This is a genomic window from Flavobacterium sp. 3HN19-14 (assembly GCF_051373205.1).
Taxonomy (GTDB): Bacteria; Bacteroidota; Bacteroidia; order Flavobacteriales; family Flavobacteriaceae; genus Flavobacterium.
This window is the reverse complement of the sequence record NZ_JBPPZT010000001.1, coordinates 3704777-3722938: the sequence shown is the minus strand read 5'-3', so window position 1 is coordinate 3722938 and position 18162 is coordinate 3704777. Positions and strand designations below refer to the sequence as shown.

Here is an 18162-nt window from a genome sequence, read left to right as displayed (position 1 = left end):
TTTTTTATAGAAACGATGTTTTTATAACTAGCACTTCAGGAAAGACCTGAAGTTTAGAGAAGTAACCCGAGGTAGTGTTTATCATCAAAATGGCGGTAAACGAATTCAATTTTTTAATTGCAAATAAATCAATAGTAGAAACTATGATGAATAACAGAAACAATAATAAAGATAAAAATCCGGTAAAAAGATTTGATAAAATCTCCATCGGATTAGCATCACCGGAATCTATCCTTGCCGAATCAAGAGGCGAAGTGTTAAAGCCGGAAACAATCAACTACAGAACACACAAACCGGAGCGTGACGGACTTTTCTGCGAAAGAATTTTCGGTCCCGTAAAGGATTTCGAATGTGCTTGTGGTAAATATAAAAGAATCCGCTACAAAGGCATCGTTTGTGACCGTTGTGGTGTTGAAGTTACTGAAAAGAAAGTACGTCGTGACAGAGTTGGACACATCAATCTTGTTGTGCCAATCGCTCACATCTGGTATTTCCGTTCGCTTCCAAACAAAATCGGTTACATCCTTGGTCTTCCGTCTAAAAAATTAGACATGATCATTTACTACGAAAGATACGTAGTAATCCAGGCAGGTGTTGCCAAAAGTGCTGAAGGTGATGATCTTCAGAGATTAGATTTTTTGACTGAAGAAGAATATTTGAATATTTTAGATACACTTCCGGCAGACAATCAATATTTAGATGACAATGATCCGAATAAATTCATCGCCAAAATGGGTGCTGAATGTATCATGGATTTGCTGGCAAGAATCGATTTGGACGCGTTGTCGTACGAATTGCGTCACTCAGCCAACAACGAAACTTCTAAACAAAGAAAAACCGAGGCTTTAAAAAGATTGCAGGTCGTAGAGTCATTCCGTGAATCTAACGAAAACCGCGAGAACCGTCCGGAATGGATGATTCTTAAAGTAATCCCTGTTATTCCGCCAGAATTGCGTCCGTTAGTGCCGCTTGATGGTGGTCGTTTCGCAACTTCAGATTTGAATGACCTTTATCGTCGTGTAATCATCCGTAACAACCGTTTAAAAAGATTGATGGAGATCAAAGCTCCTGAAGTAATCTTGCGTAACGAAAAACGTATGTTGCAGGAATCGGTAGATTCATTGTTCGATAACACGAGAAAAGCTTCTGCCGTTAAGACAGAATCTAACCGTCCGCTAAAATCGCTTTCTGATTCATTAAAAGGTAAGCAAGGTCGTTTCCGCCAGAACCTTTTGGGTAAACGTGTGGATTATTCTGCGCGTTCGGTAATCGTCGTCTGAACCTGAAATGAAGTTGTTCGAATGCGGACTTCCGAAAGACATGGCTGCCGAGCTTTACAAACCATTCGTTATTCGTAAATTAATCGAAAGAGGAATTGTAAAAACAGTTAAGTCTGCGAAAAAAATCATCGATAAAAAAGAGCCTGTAGTTTGGGATATCCTTGAAAACGTTATCAAAGGCCACCCGGTACTCTTGAATCGTGCTCCTACTTTGCACCGTTTGGGAATCCAGGCGTTCCAGCCGAAACTGATTGAAGGAAAAGCAATCCAGTTGCACCCATTAGTTTGTACGGCTTTCAACGCGGATTTTGATGGTGACCAGATGGCGGTTCACTTGCCGCTTGGACCAGGAAGCGATTTTGGAGGCTCAACTTTTGATGTTGGCATCTCACAATATCCTTAACCCTGCTAATGGTGCACCGATTACGGTTCCGTCTCAGGACATGGTTTTGGGTCTGTACTACATGACCAAAGAAAGATTATCAACTCCTGATCATAAAATCTTAGGTGAAGGCCTGACTTTTTATTCTGCTGAAGAAGTAAATATCGCCTTGAACGAAGGTCGCCTGGAATTGAACGCACGTGTGAAAATCCGCGCGAAAGATTTCAACGAAAATGGAGAATTGGTCTGGAAAATTATCCAGACAACTGCCGGACGTGTATTGTTTAACGAAGTGGTTCCTGAAGCTGCCGGTTATATCAATGACGTTTTGACCAAGAAAAACCTTCGTGATATCATCGGACACATTTTAAGCGTGACCAACGTTCCGACAACTGCTGCGTTCTTGGATGAAATGAAAGATATGGGTTACAAATTCGCTTTCAAAGGCGGATTGTCATTCAGCTTGGGTGATATTAAAATTCCAGAGCAAAAGCAAGATTTGATTAATGATGCGAATGAGCAGGTTGACGGTATCTCGATGAACTATAACATGGGGCTTATCACCAACAACGAGCGTTACAACCAGGTTATTGACGTATCTGACCTCTACCAATGCCTTACTTACTGAATTAGCGATGAAAAACATCCGTGAAGACCAACAAGGTTTCAACTCGGTATACATGATGCTTGATTCGGGAGCGAGGGGTTCTAAAGAACAAATTCGTCAGTTAACCGGTATGCGTGGATTGATGGCGAAACCTAAGAAATCTACTGCCGGTGGTGGTGAGATTATCGAAAACCCGATCCTTTCCAACTTTAAGGAAGGTCTTTCGATCTTAGAATATTTCATCTCTACGCACGGTGCACGTAAAGGACTTGCTGATACGGCTTTGAAAACAGCAGATGCGGGTTACCTTACAAGAAGGCTGCACGACGTTTCTCAGGATGTTATCGTAAATCTTGACGATTGCGGTACATTAAGGGGAGTAGAAGTTGCTGCATTGAAGAAAAATGAAGAAATCGTTGAAACTTTAGGTGAAAGAATCTTAGGACGTGTTGCATTGCAGGATGTTATCAACCCGCTTACAAATGAAGTACTGGTTGAAGCAGGCGCGCAAATCGTTGAAGCTACAGTTAAAGCTATCGAAGCATCGCCAATCGAGAAAGTAGAAGTACGTTCTCCATTGACTTGTGAAGCTACTAAAGGTATCTGCGCAAAATGTTACGGAAGAAACCTGGCGACAGGAAAAATGACGCAACGAGGAGAAGCTGTCGGCGTAATCGCTGCACAGTCAATCGGTGAGCCTGGTACACAGCTGACACTTCGTACCTTCCACGTAGGTGGTGTTGCGGGTGGAATTTCTGAAGAATCAAGCATCGTAGTGCGTTTCGCCGGTCGTCTTGAAATCGAAGATCTGAAAACTGTAAAAGGTGAAGACAGTGAAGGTAATTCAGTTGACATCGTCGTTTCGCGTTCTACGGAATTGAAATTGACAGATGAGAAAACAGGCATCCTTTTAAGTACAAACAATATTCCTTACGGATCTAGCATTTTTGTTAAAGACGGCCAGTCTGTTCAGAAAGGCGATGTGATTTGTAAATGGGATCCATATAATGGAGTAATTATTTCTGAGTTTACAGGGAAAATCGCTTACGAAGATTTAGAGCAGGGACAATCGTTCATGGTTGAAATCGATGAGCAAACCGGATTCCAGGAAAAAGTAATCTCTGAAGGAAGAAACAAAAAATTAATTCCTACCTTATTAATATATGGTAAAGACAATGAGTTGATCCGTTCTTATAACTTACCGGTAGGGGCACACCTTATGGTAGAGAATGGAGAGAAAATCAAGGCTGGTAAGATTTTGGTGAAAATCCCGCGTCGTTCTTCGAAAGCAGGCGATATCACCGGAGGTCTTCCAAGAATTACTGAGCTTCTTGAAGCGCGTAATCCTTCAAACCCGGCTGTGGTTTCTGAAATCGACGGTGTTGTTTCTTTCGGAAAAATCAAACGTGGTAACCGCGAGATCGTCATCGAATCTAAATTCGGTGAGGTTAAGAAATATTTGGTGAAATTGTCCAGCCAGATTCTGGTTCAGGAAAATGACTTCGTTCGTGCCGGTTCACCGCTTTCTGACGGTGCCATTACGCCGGATGATATCTTGAGAATTCACGTGCCATCAGCAGTTCAGCAATATTTGGTGAATGAAATCCAGGAAGTTTACCGTCTGCAAGGGGTGAAAATCAACGACAAGCACTTTGAAGTTGTAATCCGCCAGATGATGCGTAAAGTTCAGGTTCAGGATCCGGGAGACACTTTATTCTTAGAAGACCAATTGATCCATACGAAAGATTTCATCGTAGAAAACGATAAATTGTACGGAATGAAAGTGGTTGAAGAATCAGGTGATTCTGAAAACCTTAAACCGGGACAAATCATTTCGCCGCGCCAATTGCGCGATGAGAACTCATTGTTGAAACGTGAGGATAAGAATCTTGTTGTGGCACGTGATGTAATTACATCTACTGCAACTCCGGTATTGCAAGGTATCACAAGAGCTTCGCTTCAGACAAAATCATTTATCTCTGCGGCATCGTTCCAGGAAACTACCAAAGTATTGAACGAAGCTGCGGTTGCAGGTAAAGTCGATTCATTGGAAGGATTGAAAGAGAATGTTATTGTAGGGCACAGAATTCCTGCAGGAACAGGTATGAGAGAGTATGACAACACCATCGTTGGTTCGAAAGAAGATTTCAACGAAATGATGGCGGCAAAAGAAGAATATAACTATTAATAGTATGAGCGATTCAAATCAACAGCCTGCGGGCCAGATTAACATTGAGCTTGATGAGAGCGTTGCGGAAGGAATTTATTCCAACCTGGCAATAATCAACCACTCTTCTTCTGAGTTTGTACTCGATTTTGTTTGTATCATGCCGGGTACGCCCAAAGCAAAAGTAAAATCAAGAATTGTTTTGACGCCGCAACATGCCAAAAGGCTTTTAAAAGCAATGGGGGAAAATATCCACCGTTTTGAAAGTGCGCATGGGGAAATCAAGGATTCTGAACAACCTCCGATTCCGCTAAATTTTGGTCCCGACCGGGCAAGCATAAATTTTTCAAAAGGCTGTATTTCGATACAGCCTTTTTTTATGGAATACATTTTAGTAATTATACCGATTTATTGCATTATTGTTATGTTTTTCAGCAAAATAATGACAATGTTAAATATTTAAGTAGTTCGTCGAAAACAGCGTATTTCGTCGATGAAATAAGACATTTTAACTATGTATATTGTTACATTTCGTTAATTTTAAAGAATAATTGTGATATGGTTAACTTTTTTCTTAACTTACACCGTTATTAATTAATTATAAACTATGTATAAAAACTACAATTCGTTGAGAACGGGTAGGGATACCAGTCTCAAAAATCGTGTTGGAGTAGATGTCGGTTCTCCGCCGACGCGCTCCAAAGTCACGCAATCGCGATGGCTTATGAACTTGGTTGTTATGGTGTGTCTTCTTATGGCAACTGGTAAAATCTGGGCTCAACTGCCTCCTAATTATGCTTTGGCGGTTTCGTCAGGCACTTACACCCCTATTACGGTAGGTGGTGGTGCAACGGCTCCTGCAAACGCATTTGCAGATGATGTCAACCAGAATATTACGGGTCTCCCGGGATTTACTGTAAATGGTGTGACTTATACGAATTTTCAGATGAATTCGAATGGTAGGTTAGTACTATATGCGACTACCGCCCCTACGACAAGTACCAACTATTTGCCGCTTTCTTCAACAACAGGCCTTGCAAATGCGGGGGTTGTTATTGCGCCTTTCGGAGCTGACCTTATCACATCGTCTATTGCCACTTCATCATGGGTGTATCAGGTGGTAGGTACGGAATTGATTTTCCAGTGGAATAATGTTTCCCGTATTAATGATAGTACTTTGGCCCTGGTAATGATTCTATTAACTTTCAGGTAAGACTTAATACAGCTACCGGAACTGTTTCATTTGTTTACGGCGCTATTACCGTCGGAAGCATACCAACATTCCAGCCTCAGGTTGGTTTCAGGACTACAAATACTTTTGCAACTGGTGTTAACAACGTACAATTAAATATTACAGGTTCACCAAATACTTGCGATTGGAGCAATGCAGTAACAGGTAATGCCAATTCAAGTACGATGTATGTGAATTCGGCAAACCCAACCGTTATTGCGCCTTCTGGATTGACTTACACATGGACGCCACAGGCGAGCCCATCTCCTGTAAGAACATTTGCAGCAACTACTGGCGTTACTGCTTCTGGAGCAAACCTTTCATGGACAGCGCCGGCAGGTGCGACACAATATAATGTACAATATAGGGCAGTAGGCTCTTGTACATGGACAAACTGGAGTGGAAATCCTGTAATGACAAATAGCTTGGCGCTTACAGGATTGAATTCACAAACCGTTTATCAGTTCAGGGTACAGTCTTCAAATGGAACCTTAAATGCCATTTATTCGCACAGCCCTAACCTTGCCGGTACTGGAAACGGATATGCGGCTGCAGGTTCTTTTACAACAGCATCGCTTCCTTGTGCGGGAGCTCCTGACCCAGGTAATACTACCGGACTGTCAAGCATATGTTCAGGTAAAACTTTTACTTTGGCATTGCAGAATTTTACTTCCGGATTGGGGATCAGTTATGTATGGCAAAGTGCTGATGACTTGGCTTTTACTGTTAACGTAGCTACAGTTACGGGTACGAATGCAACAGTTTCAACAAGTGAGACTGCATCAAAATATTACCGTGCAGGTGTTACCTGTAGTGGTAGTGGTATAACTACTTATAGTAATCCATTGTTTGTTGCTTTAAATGCACCTGCGATGTGTCCGTGTGTACCGACAAGTACTTTTGGATGTACCGACGGAGACGTAATTGCAAGGGTTACCTTAAATACGCTTGATAACAATTCAGGAACAGGTTGTCCAAGTGGTGTGGCAGGTTACACAGATTACACCTCTACGCCAGGTCTTACAACAACCTTACAGGCTGGTTCGAATTATAATTGTACCGTTTATGCGGGTCAATACTCTGAAGCTTATGCTGCATGGATTGACTACAATGATGACGGAGTTTTTGATAATACTACAGAAAGAATCGGATTTACCCCAGGTTTGGTTACAGGTAGTGGAACTGCTGGCGTACTTGGTTCTTCAGCATCTTTTCCTATAAATGTTGCTTGTAATCCGCCTATTGGTGTGCACCGTTTAAGGGTAAGATGTATGTATGATATTGGTGGTGTTCAGGCTACCAGTGGATCAGGTGTAACGCCATGTACAGTTAATCAGTATGGTGAAATTGAAGACTATCTGGTTACAATTACTGCTGCTGTTGCCTGTCCTCAACCTTTCAATTTAGGTTCAAACACTGTAACTTCTACAACTGCGAACCTTACATGGTCTGTAGGTTGTGCTGAAACAGCTTGGGAAGTTGCTGTACAGCCAGTTAATTCTGGTGTTCCGGCAGGTTCAGGAACGCCAACTGCTTCTACTACATTCCCAGCAACCTATACTGCAGGTACGGCGAATGAATTTTATGTAAGAGCAGATTGTGGTGGCGGAAGCTTCAGTACATGGACTGGTCCTTTCGTTTTCACTGCTCCTGCATGTACAACTGCGGTCGCTCCTACTGATGGACAAACAGGTGTTGTGCTTACTGCTGGTGCTTATCAGTTTTCATGGGCGGCATCTGCTGGCGCAACAACATACGATGTTTGGTTAGGAACAACCAGCGGCGCTTTGAATAATCTTGGTAACATAGGCGCGACTACTGTACAAATTACAGGTCTGCTTCCTAGTACTCAATATTTCTGGAGAATTGATCCTAAAAACTCAAACGGTACTGCTGCGGGTTGTACAGAATTTACATTTACTACTTTAGTAGCTTATTGTACGCCAGCTCCAACAAGTGTTGATGGATCTGGTATCACGAATGTTTCTTTTGGAACGATTAACAATACGACTACTGCTGAAACCGGAAATTATGGTGATTATTCAGCTCAGGTCACCGACGTTGTTTCAACTGTAAGTGTCCCTGTAAATATCACATTATCCACAGGTTTTGCTTATAACGTAAAAGTCTGGGTTGACTGGAATGACGATAAGGATTTTAATGACACAGGAGAAGAAGTTTATTCAGGAACCTCGTTGTCTGCAGACCCAACGACATTAGCGGCTTCATTTTTAGTTACCGGTGGCTTAGGGCAACATAAATTAAGAATCGGTGGTGTTGATGGAACTCCAACGCCTTGTTATACAGGTTCTTTTGGAACATTTGAAGATTATACCATCAATGTATTGCCTCCTCCACCATGTGTGGCTCCAACTGCCCTTGGTGCATCAAATGTAACTACAACTACTGCTGATATATCCTGGACAGCTTCTGTGAGCAACCCTACTGATGGGTATGATTATGAAGTACGTTCATCTGGTGCTGCAGGAAGCGGTACAACAGGTTTAGGTGCTTTCGGATCTGTAGGATCAGGCGTAGTAACTGCTTCAGTTTCAGGTTTGACTACTGAGACTAATTATACAATTTATGTAAGATCAGTATGTACTACAGGTTCTGATATGAGTAACTGGGCTGCATCTGCTGCAACATTCAGAACAGGGTATTGTGCGGCAACTTATACAAATGGTCATGTGAACAACAGACCAGATTACTAATGTAACGACCGGAACTTTGAATAATAATTCCGGTGCAAGTACAGCTCCTTATTATACATTCTACAGCGCACTTACTGTTCCTAATTTTACAACTGGAACTAATGCAAACGTATCTGTTACTTTCGGTTCAGATTCATCTCAATTTGCTGCAGTATGGATTGATTTCAACCAAAACCTTGTGTTTGAAGCAAGTGAAGGTTTTGTATCTTCGGTTAACGCTGGTTCAAGCGGCACAACTGTAATTCCGGTTACAGTTCCTCCGGGAGCTACCATAGGAAATACAAGAATGCGTGTAAGAGGTGGAAACGATTCTGCTCTTACAACAGCTCAGGCTTGTGGTGCTTCTTCAAGTGGTTTTGGAGAAACTGAAGATTATATTGTAAACATTGTGGCAGATGTTCCATGTGCTGGTACGCCAAAATCCTGGTAACACTACAGCTCCGGACACTACAGTTTGTTCAGGGGTACAATTTAACTTAGGAATTCAGAACGCAACTACAGGTTCTGGTGTAACTTATCAGTGGGAAAGCGCTGATGATGAATTATTTACAGTAAATGTTACGGCTCTAGGTACAGCCGCTACTCAGTCAGTTACTATGAGTGCTACGAAATACTACCGTGTTTCGGTAACTTGTAGCGGCAATACTGGCATCAGTACACCTCTACTCATTACGCTTAATGCTCCTAATGAATGTTACTGTACGCCTACAACTACTTATGGTTGTGCTGACGGTGACGTAATTGCAAGGGTTATTTTGAATACTCTTGACAATAACTCAGGAACAGGATGTCCTAGTGATCCAAACCCGAATGACGATACCTCGTTGCCAAATGTACAAGGTCACTGGTTATTCTGATTACACAGGAAATCCATTATTAACAACTGAACTTCAGGCTGGATCTACATATAACTGTACTGTTTATGCAGGACAATATACTGAAGGATATGCTGCCTGGATCGACTATAATGATGATGGTGTTTTTGATAACACTACTGAAAAAATTGGTAATTCAACAGGTCAGGTTACTGGAAGCGGTACAGCCGGTGTCTTAGGTTCATCTGCAGTTTTCCAAATCCACCTTGCTTGTAACCCAGCAGTTGGACAACACCGTTTAAGGGTTAGAGCGATGTATAATGTAAATGGTAACCTTGTTACTCCTTGTGGTAACAACAGCTTCGGTGAAGTTGAGGATTACTTAATTACAATTACTGCACCTGCTGCTTGTCCACAGCCATCAGCTTTGGGAGCTACTGCCGTTACAGCTACTTCTGCAACTTTGAATTGGACAATCGGTTGTGCTGAAACAGCATGGGAAGTTGTTGTTCAGCCTACAGGATCAGGTGTTCCAGCTGGAGCAGGTACCCCGGTTGCTACAAATTCGTATCCTGCAACTTTTGCATCTGGTACTTCTAATGAATTCTACGTCAGAGCTGACTGTTCTGGTGATGGATATAGCTTATGGAGCTGGTCTGATTTGTATTTACTGCTCCTCCTTGTCCAGTATTAACAGCTCCGGTTAATGGTGCTACAGGTGCTGATCCGGGTGCTACACAATTAGTATGGACGGCTGCTCCAAGCGCAGTTACATATAATGTTTATCTTGGAACAACTTCAGGAGCACTTACGAATCTTGGTTCAATAGGTGCTACAACAGTTGGAATCAACGGTTTACAGTACAATACTACATATTACTGGAGAATCGACGCTGTAAGTCCGCAAGGAACCAGCGCTGGATGTACAGAATTTAGCTTCACAACGCTTGCTAGTTTGCCTGCTTTTGATACTTGCGAAGGTGCTACTTCACTGAATGCACTTACTTCACCACAAAGTGGAAGTACATCCGAACTTACGAATGATTTTACACCTAGTTGTGATACTGATGGAACTCCATCTCCGGATGCATTCTATTCAATCACGGTGCCACCTTTCTACACTTTGAATATTGGACAAACTGTAAATTCATACGATTCTATTATCAGTTTATTATATGGTGATTGCGGAGCGCTTACTGAAATATCTTGTACAGACGAACCAGATACAGGTGCCGGATCACAGTTAACCTGGTTGAATAATACAGGTTCTACACAAACTGTTTACTACGTCCAGGATGGATATGCTGGTGAATCAGGTACCTTTACAATTGCCTGGACACTTACAGCTCCAGCACCGTGTTCGCTCAACACAACATGGAACGGTACTGCATGGAGTAACGGTTATCCGGTTGCTACACAGCAAGCTATCATTGCCGGGGACTATAGTTCAGTAGGTAACCTGTCAGCTTGTACTTTGACAGTAAATAGTGGAAATGTTACTGTTAATTCAGGACATGACTTCAATATTACTGGTGCGGTTGCTGTTAACGGAGGGTCATTGACATTCAGTAACAATGCAAACCTTATCCAAACAGATGACGTTAACAATACAGGAAATATCACTGTACAAAGAGATGCTACAATGAGGAGACTTGATTATGTTTACTGGGGTTCTCCGGTTGCAGGTCATGAGCCTTAAACTGTTCTCTCCATATACTGTGTCACTTACTAATGCGCCTGGTTTCCCTACTGCTACCGGTGCATCACGTTTCTACACTTACGATGAAGTTTCAGCAGCCTATGTTGTAATTGCTGAACCTTTAGGAATGAATTTCGCTGAGGCTAAAGGTTATATGTTACGCGCACCAAATAATTTCAGTACAGCTCCGCAAACTTTCAACGGAGTATTTACTGGTGTGCCAAATAACGGTAACTCATCACAGCCAATTACTTTCTCAGGAGCTGGAAAAGGTTACAACATGTTAGCTAACCCTTACCCTTCAACGTTAAGTGCTGATTTATTCCTTGCACAAAACCCTGGAGCACTTTATTTCTGGGCACACGTTAACCAAGTTGCAGCTTCAGGAGCTAACTATGCTACTTATACCACTTTTGGTACTGCAGCAGCTACCGGTGGTGCTGTTCCAGACGGAAGTATCGCAGTCGGACAAGGATTCTTATTGAAAACTACTGCATCTGGTACTGCTAACTTCACAAACAGTATGCGTACCGGAGCTAACACAGCTAATTTCTACAGAAATGCAAATGTTGAGAAAAACCGTATCTGGTTAAACCTTTCTAATGAAGTTGGTATGCAAAACCAAATCCTTGTTGGATATATGGATGGTGCTACTCAAGGTGTCGATACATCAATTGATGCAAGACAAATTGAAAGTGGCATCAGTAACATTGCTTCTTTAATTGGTGATGAGAAATTCAACATTCAGGCACGTGCTTTGCCATTCGCTGATACTGATGAGATTCCGTTAAGTTTCAATGCACTTACTGCAGGAACTTTCACAATCTCTATCGACCATGTTGACGGATTGTTCGCAGAAAACCAAAATGTATTCATCAAGGATAACGTTTCTGGTATCATCCACAATGTTACAGAAAGCGGATATACTTTCGCTGCTGAAGCAGGAACAACCGCTAACAGATTCAGTGTTGTATTCCAAAACACTACGCTTCATGTAGAAAATCCTACTTTTGATGCTAACAACGTTGTAATTTTCAAAAACAACGACGTGTTGAACATCAATTCTGGTAGCGTAATCATGTCAGGAGTTAAGGTATTCGACATCCGTGGAAGAGTGATTTTTGAGCAATCAGGAATCAACGCTAACACTGCTCAGTTGAAAAACCTAAGAGCTGAGCAAGAAGTACTTCTGGTTCAGATTACATCAACTGACAACAGAGTTGTTACTAAAAAAGTGGTATACTAATTCAGCATATCAGTTTTAATAAAAGAAAGCCTTCCGGGAAACCGGGAGGCTTTTTAATTTAATACAGACGCTTTTCCGCCTCCGGCATCAAAGTGTCCGCTATAAATTATTATATTTGGACTTTGCCTTTCGGCACCGTTATCCAAAACCAATGAGTCAAAACAATCAGCAGTGGTTATTTGAAATTAAGCCTAAAGATGCATTTTTCAGGCTGCATCTGAAGGAAGTATGGCAATACAAAGATTTGTTAATGCTGTTGGTCAAGCGCGACGTGATTACAGTTTACAAACAAACCGTACTCGGTCCGATTTGGTATCTGATCCAGCCACTTTTGACTTCGGTAATTTTCACTATACTTTTCAATAATATTGCAGGAATACAAACAGGTAATGTTCCGCCATTTCTGTTTAACCTTGCAAGTATTACGGTATGGAATTATTTCTCGACCTGTCTGACCACAACATCCGATACTTTTAAAACCAATGCCAGTTTGTTCGGGAAGGTATATTTTCCACGTATCATCATGCCGTTGTCAATTGTGATTTCTAATTTATTGAAACTCGGATTGCAATTGCTTATTTTCATCGGTTTTTATATTTATTATTTATTTATAGGGAAAGACATCGCGCCTAATTCCACAATAATTTTATTTCCGGTACTGGTCATTATTATGGGACTTCTCGGTCTTGGCCTCGGAATGATTATTTCATCCATGGTCACCAAATATCGGGACCTTACTTTCCTGATTACTTTCGGCGTACAACTCATGATGTATGTATCGGCGGTCAATTATCCATTAACACTCATCAGGCAAAAATTGCCGGGATATTCCTGGATTATTGATTACAATCCCATGGCGTACATTATTGAATTTTCCCGCTATATGTTATTGAACACAGGCGAATTTTCGAGCTATTTTTTAGCCTACACAATAATTGTCACAATCATCATATTCTTTTCCGGATTGCTGATTTTTAATAACACCGAAAAGAAATTTATCGATACCGTATAATTGAATCATTTGAAAACAGAAACAATTTTACTTGTTGAAAATATATCCAAGCAATACAGGCTCGGTCAGGTGGGTACCGGCACCCTTAGCCATGACCTAAACCGATGGTGGCACAAAATCAGAGGCAAAGAAGACCCATATCTTAAGATCGGTGATACTAATGACCGAAGCACAAAAGGTGAAAGTGAATATGTCTGGGCATTAAAAGAGATTGATTTTGAAGTCAAAAAAGGCGAAGTTTTGGGCATCATCGGTAAAAATGGAGCGGGAAAATCTACTTTGCTGAAAATCCTTTCTAAAGTCACAGCGCCTACATCCGGAAACGTAAGATTCAACGGAAGAATTGCTTCGCTGCTCGAGGTAGGCACAGGATTCCATCCCGAACTCACCGGAAGGGAGAATATTTATCTCAATGGCGCGATTCTCGGAATGACCAAAAAGAAATCAAATCAAAAATTGAGGCGATAGTCGAATTTTCGGGTTGCCAAAGATATGTCGATACACCTGTAAAGCGCTACAGCTCCGGAATGACCGTACGCCTGGCTTTTGCAGTTGCCGCTTTTCTGGAGCCTGAAATCCTGATCATCGATGAAGTTCTTGCGGTTGGCGATGCCGAATTCCAGAAAAAAGCATTAGGAAAAATGCAGGATATCTCTAAAGGTGATCAAAGAACAGTGTTGTTTGTAAGCCACAATATGACAGCCGTAAGTAATTTATGCAGCCGCGTAATCGTACTGCAAAACGGCATTGTGGGTTTCAACGGCCTGTTGATGAGGGAATTGATTACTATCTGCAACTCGACGGTATTTCGCAGGAAAATGACAGTATTGCTGAATATATCCAACAGCAGGATGATGAAGTTTTTGTGTTGAAAGAATTATCCGTTTCACAAAAAGATGCCCTTCATCACAACTTTTATTCGAATAAGTCTATCGAAATAAATTTCAGTTTTAAGGTATTGAAGGACACAATCGGACTGCGTGTGGGATTTGATTTTATCAATACTTCGGATGCAACGGTAATATTTCGTTCTTTTCATGACGATAATTCGTCAGATATGAACACGTTTATAGCAGGGGAATATAATTTTACGGCTCTTATTCCGGCCAATATATTAAAAAATGGTTCATTTGGTATAAAACCTGCCATCGGGATTCACAACGTCAGGTGGATTATCCACAGCGATAATCTGGTCATACCATTAACAATTACAAACGTCGAAGGCCTCAACAGCGCTTTTGCAGATAACAGGCCGGGCGTAATCATGCCGCAATTGTCTTGGGAAAAACAAACTGATAAATGAGAAACGCATGAAAACACAACAGCTTTTTGAGCGTCCGATATATACGATTGCAGGTAAAATTGCCGGTGCGATGCGACTCATACAACAATATTTTGACAGAAGGCATTTAGCACTAAGCAAAAAAAAATGGGAGAATTTATTCAGCGGAAAAGATTTTTTTGAGCACCGATTGACAGGTGACGTAAAAATAAACCTGTATAAAAACAGCGTATTGTCGCGTGATATTTACAACGGATTTGAAAAAGAAGAGATTGATTTTCTGAAAGAATTGCTGCGAGAAGGTGATACTTTCGTCGATATCGGGGCAAATGTGGGTTTGTTTTCATTGCACGCCGCTGCAATCGTTGGGAATTCAGGAAGCGTCATTTCATTTGAACCTTCTCCGGAAACGTTTAAGAGGCTTACTGAAAATATCCATTTAAATGATTTTGAAAATATCGATGCCCGAAATATCGGACTTTCCGACGTGGCTGGCCAACTGGCATTCCATGTTTCAGAAAACGGTCATGACGCGTGGAATTCTTTCGCCAATTCCGACGGTAAAAAACTGCAAAAATCAATTCAGGTTCCGGTTTCAACACTCGATGAAGAATTACAGCATACAGAAAAATCACGTATTAAACTTGTTAAAATTGATGTTGAAGGCTGGGAGAAATTTGTTTTGCTGGGCGGAAAAAAATTCCTCACTGATTTCAGCCCGACATTAATGGTTGAATTTACCGATGCGAACACCTTCAGTGCAGGATATCCGATACACGACATATATGATTTCGTTGAAAATTGTAATTATAAATGGCACCGGATTCAAAATGGCAATCTCGTAACAGAGCCTAAAAGACTATATTATCCTTACGATAATCTCATCGCCATAAAAAATGAATAAAGATTTCCTTTACCTCATACAGGGAAGCAAAGAAAATGTACTCAAATACGGACATCTTCAAAATGAATCGTCGGATCTTTTCGCATTGACTTTTGATTATGAAATCAACGCTGAGGAAATGGCTTTTGCAGCATACGTATATTTTCCGAAAAGTACATGGGCAGAAGGACGCAATCTTCAGCTGGAAATGGCAAAAAAATGGAAAAAACGCTACTTATATTACATTTTCATAGATGACGACGCCGCTCTTGTCAAAGGCAGTTTCGCTGATTTTCAGCAGCAGCTTTTAGTAAACAGACCCGCAATCGGAGTGCCGTTGCTGACTATCATAAAAAATACAAACCGCTACAACCCAAAGCTGAAAATCCAGCATCCGGTAGCGGTAGACCAACAGGTTCAGGCATATCATTACAAAGTTCTCGAGGAAAATTTTGCAATGCCATTGGTTACTGCGTTTGACAATATGAGTTGGTGGTATTCCTGTGAAATCAACGGCTTCATGATTCTTTCAAAATACAGAGGTTTTTTAATGCAGTTCAACGAAATTGAAGTTGATAATGAAGGACATAACTGGGATGCTGAAACTAATCAATCAACAATTGCAGCCAGTTCTTACCTTGGCGGCACAACAGCTGAAGGTTTAAAAATGGTGAGGGAATTCATCGAACTGGAATTCGGACTACAACCTGCATTGCAAAACAGCCTTTTCCATAATGTTGCTTATGAAAGGAAAGTGTATCTTCCAAAAGGCAAATTGCTTCGAAAACGCTACTTCGACTACCTGAAAAAAGGCAAATGGAACAATCTGCTGCAGTTGATGAAACAGCAACTTAGAAATTTCGGCAACAATTATCCCGCTCAGGATGTTATCGATGAATCGGTTTTCAGTAACTTTGAAAATGTTTCCAGCCGAAAAATTTCCGGGAATGAATAAATTGCCAATCACAGCTTTCGTAGTTTCAAAAAATGAAGGACACTTATTGTCTGCATGTCTCGAAAGCCTTTATTTCTGTGATGAAATTATCGTGATTAACCTGAAAAGCACAGACAATACGCAGGAAATTGCCGAACGCTTCGATGCCAGGATTATCACTATTGAACCGGAACCGTTTCTTGAAATCATCCATACCAATCACATTGGCGTTTGCAGCAATAAATGGGTGCTTATTACTGATCCTGACGAAGTTACAACGCCGGAGCTCGCTGCAGATATTACAAATAATTTTAACGAATGGAATAATTCGTCTGATATTGGCGCAATCGACGCCCCGATTATTTATTATTTCAGGAACAATCCGTTGCGCGGGACTTCATGGGGCGGCGTTAAATTGCGAACCTACCTCATACACCGCGAAAGATTCAAATTCACAGCCATGGTGCATAATGGACGTAAATTGCTTGACGGTTATAAAAGGGTTTGTATCGTTCATAATGGGAAAAATCATATCAGGCATTATTGGATGTCAGGTTTCAGGCAGATTTATACAAAACACAAAAGATATTTGAAAGGCGAGGGCAAATCCAAATTTGAATCCGGGATGCGTACCAGCATTTTTGAAATAATTAAAACCCCATTTCGTCAATTTTTCTATAGTTTTGTATATGCCCGTGGTTTTAAAGACGGATTCACCGGGCTTTTCCTGTCGTTTTTCAGGTCATGGTATTTTTCAGCAGTGCATATTGAATTGTATAAATACCAGAAAAAACAATTAAGCATATCAAATAAACAACAACCATGAAAACAGCCCTGATTACAGGAATTACCGGCCAGGATGGCGCTTATTTAGCGGATTTTCTTCTTGAAAAAGGCTATAAAGTGCATGGTATAAAACGCAGAAGTTCGCTTTTCAATACACAGCGAATCGACCATATATATGAGGATCCGCACATTCAGAACCAACATTTTATACTGCATTACGGCGATTTGAGTGATTCTACCAATTTGATAAGAATTATTCAGGAAACACAACCTGATGAAATTTACAATCTCGGCGCGATGAGTCACGTAAAAGTCAGTTTTGATATTCCGGAATATACCGCTAATACTGACGGAATCGGGACATTGAGATTATTAGATGCCGTTCGCTTACTCGGATTGACCAAAAAAACAAAAATATACCAGGCCTCCACATCAGAACTATACGGATTGGTACAACAGGTGCCACAATCAGAAACCACGCCTTTTTATCCGCGGTCGCCCTATGCTGTTGCAAAAATGTATGCCTACTGGATTACCGTAAATTACAGGGAAGCCTACGATATGTTCGCCTGTAACGGCATACTTTTTAATCATGAGAGTCCGCTTCGCGGAGAAACTTTCGTCACGCGAAAAATTACGCGCGGTATTGCACAAATGGCGCTTGGTATGGAAAAAACGCTTTACATGGGCAATATTGATTCACAACGCGATTGGTGCCACGCCAAAGATTATGTTGAAGCCATGTGGCTGATGCTGCAGCAGGAAACGCCTGAAGATTTTGTTATTGCGACTGGTGTCACTACCAAAGTCAGGGATTTTATCACGATGGCTTTTAATGAAGTCGGCGTCACCATTGCGTTTGAGGGTGAAGGTGTTGATGAGGTTGGAATTGTTGCGGCTTCTGCAAATGCTGAATTTCATTTTGAAATCGGGCAGAAAGTTGTGCAGATTGATCCTGCTTATTTCCGTCCGACAGAAGTTGATCTGCTTATCGGCGATAATTCAAAAGCAAAGGCAAAACTAGGCTGGGAGCCTAAACATACGCTTCCAATGCTGGTGAAAGAAATGGTTTTGGCAGATTTGGAACTCTTTCGCCGGGAAAAATATTTTCAGGATTTTAAATAA

Annotated in this window: 13 protein-coding genes and 3 pseudogenes; all 16 read left to right on the top strand. The window is 41.3% G+C overall.

All coding sequences use genetic code 11. The features are described 5' to 3' along the window. Nucleotides 1–143 precede the first annotated feature (143 nt). The 16 genes and pseudogenes from rpoC (at nucleotide 144) to gmd (ending at nucleotide 18162) form a co-directional block, all read left to right on the top strand. Nucleotides 144–4457 (top strand): annotated as a pseudogene (gene rpoC, locus ACSLFW_RS20190) (DNA-directed RNA polymerase subunit beta'). Nucleotides 4458–4461: 4 nt separating this feature from the next. After that, a pseudogene (locus tag ACSLFW_RS20185) lies at nucleotides 4462–4761 on the top strand (DUF3467 domain-containing protein); the annotation flags it as partial. 303 nt (nucleotides 4762–5064) lie between these two features. Continuing rightward, a complete protein-coding gene (locus tag ACSLFW_RS20180; RefSeq protein WP_436557252.1) occupies nucleotides 5065–5649 on the top strand; it encodes a hypothetical protein in 585 nt (194 codons plus the stop codon). A 203-nt stretch (nucleotides 5650–5852) separates the two neighbouring features. Next, a complete protein-coding gene (locus ACSLFW_RS20175) occupies nucleotides 5853–8381 on the top strand; it encodes a GEVED domain-containing protein (protein WP_436557251.1) in 2529 nt (842 codons plus the stop codon). Nucleotides 8382–8397: 16 nt separating this feature from the next. After that, nucleotides 8398–8811 carry a GEVED domain-containing protein gene (locus ACSLFW_RS20170; protein WP_436557250.1) on the top strand — a complete coding sequence of 138 codons (414 nt, stop codon included), beginning with the start codon at nucleotides 8398–8400 and terminating at the stop codon, nucleotides 8809–8811. Continuing rightward, the gene (locus ACSLFW_RS20165; protein WP_436557249.1) at nucleotides 8777–9238 is read left to right on the top strand and encodes a hypothetical protein; all 462 of its coding nucleotides are present in this window, start codon (nucleotides 8777–8779) and stop codon (nucleotides 9236–9238) included. The genes ACSLFW_RS20170 and ACSLFW_RS20165 overlap by 35 nt, the downstream gene beginning before the upstream one ends. Next, nucleotides 9213–9890: a GEVED domain-containing protein gene (locus ACSLFW_RS20160; RefSeq protein ID WP_436557248.1), complete on the top strand. Its 678-nt coding sequence runs from the start codon at nucleotides 9213–9215 to the stop codon at nucleotides 9888–9890. Before ACSLFW_RS20165 ends, ACSLFW_RS20160 begins: the two co-directional genes overlap by 26 nt. A 260-nt stretch (nucleotides 9891–10150) precedes the next feature. Beyond that, the gene (locus tag ACSLFW_RS20155; RefSeq protein WP_436557247.1) at nucleotides 10151–10894 is read left to right on the top strand and encodes a hypothetical protein; all 744 of its coding nucleotides are present in this window, start codon (nucleotides 10151–10153) and stop codon (nucleotides 10892–10894) included. Beyond that, nucleotides 10884–12140 (top strand): T9SS sorting signal type C domain-containing protein, encoded by a 1257-nt coding sequence (locus ACSLFW_RS20150; RefSeq protein ID WP_436557246.1) that lies wholly within the window; start codon nucleotides 10884–10886, stop codon nucleotides 12138–12140. Before ACSLFW_RS20155 ends, ACSLFW_RS20150 begins: the two co-directional genes overlap by 11 nt. Before the next feature lie 151 nt (nucleotides 12141–12291). After that, on the top strand, nucleotides 12292–13152 hold the full coding sequence (locus ACSLFW_RS20145) for an ABC transporter permease (RefSeq protein ID WP_436557245.1): 861 nt from the start codon (nucleotides 12292–12294) through the stop codon (nucleotides 13150–13152). 9 nt (nucleotides 13153–13161) lie between these two features. Continuing rightward, nucleotides 13162–13916, top strand: a pseudogene (locus ACSLFW_RS20140) (ABC transporter ATP-binding protein); the annotation flags it as partial. 104 nt (nucleotides 13917–14020) lie between these two features. Beyond that, nucleotides 14021–14455 carry a hypothetical protein gene (locus ACSLFW_RS20135; RefSeq protein ID WP_436557244.1) on the top strand — a complete coding sequence of 145 codons (435 nt, stop codon included), beginning with the start codon at nucleotides 14021–14023 and terminating at the stop codon, nucleotides 14453–14455. A 7-nt stretch (nucleotides 14456–14462) separates the two neighbouring features. After that, the gene (locus tag ACSLFW_RS20130; RefSeq protein ID WP_436557243.1) at nucleotides 14463–15338 is read left to right on the top strand and encodes an FkbM family methyltransferase; all 876 of its coding nucleotides are present in this window, start codon (nucleotides 14463–14465) and stop codon (nucleotides 15336–15338) included. Next, entirely contained in the window at nucleotides 15331–16272 is a 942-nt protein-coding gene (locus ACSLFW_RS20125) for a hypothetical protein (RefSeq protein WP_436557242.1), read from the top strand. Before ACSLFW_RS20130 ends, ACSLFW_RS20125 begins: the two co-directional genes overlap by 8 nt. Then, the gene (locus ACSLFW_RS20120; RefSeq protein WP_436557241.1) at nucleotides 16265–17077 is read left to right on the top strand and encodes a glycosyltransferase; all 813 of its coding nucleotides are present in this window, start codon (nucleotides 16265–16267) and stop codon (nucleotides 17075–17077) included. The genes ACSLFW_RS20125 and ACSLFW_RS20120 overlap by 8 nt, the downstream gene beginning before the upstream one ends. Then, a complete protein-coding gene (gmd, locus tag ACSLFW_RS20115; RefSeq protein WP_436557240.1) occupies nucleotides 17074–18162 on the top strand; it encodes a GDP-mannose 4,6-dehydratase in 1089 nt (362 codons plus the stop codon). The genes ACSLFW_RS20120 and gmd overlap by 4 nt, the downstream gene beginning before the upstream one ends.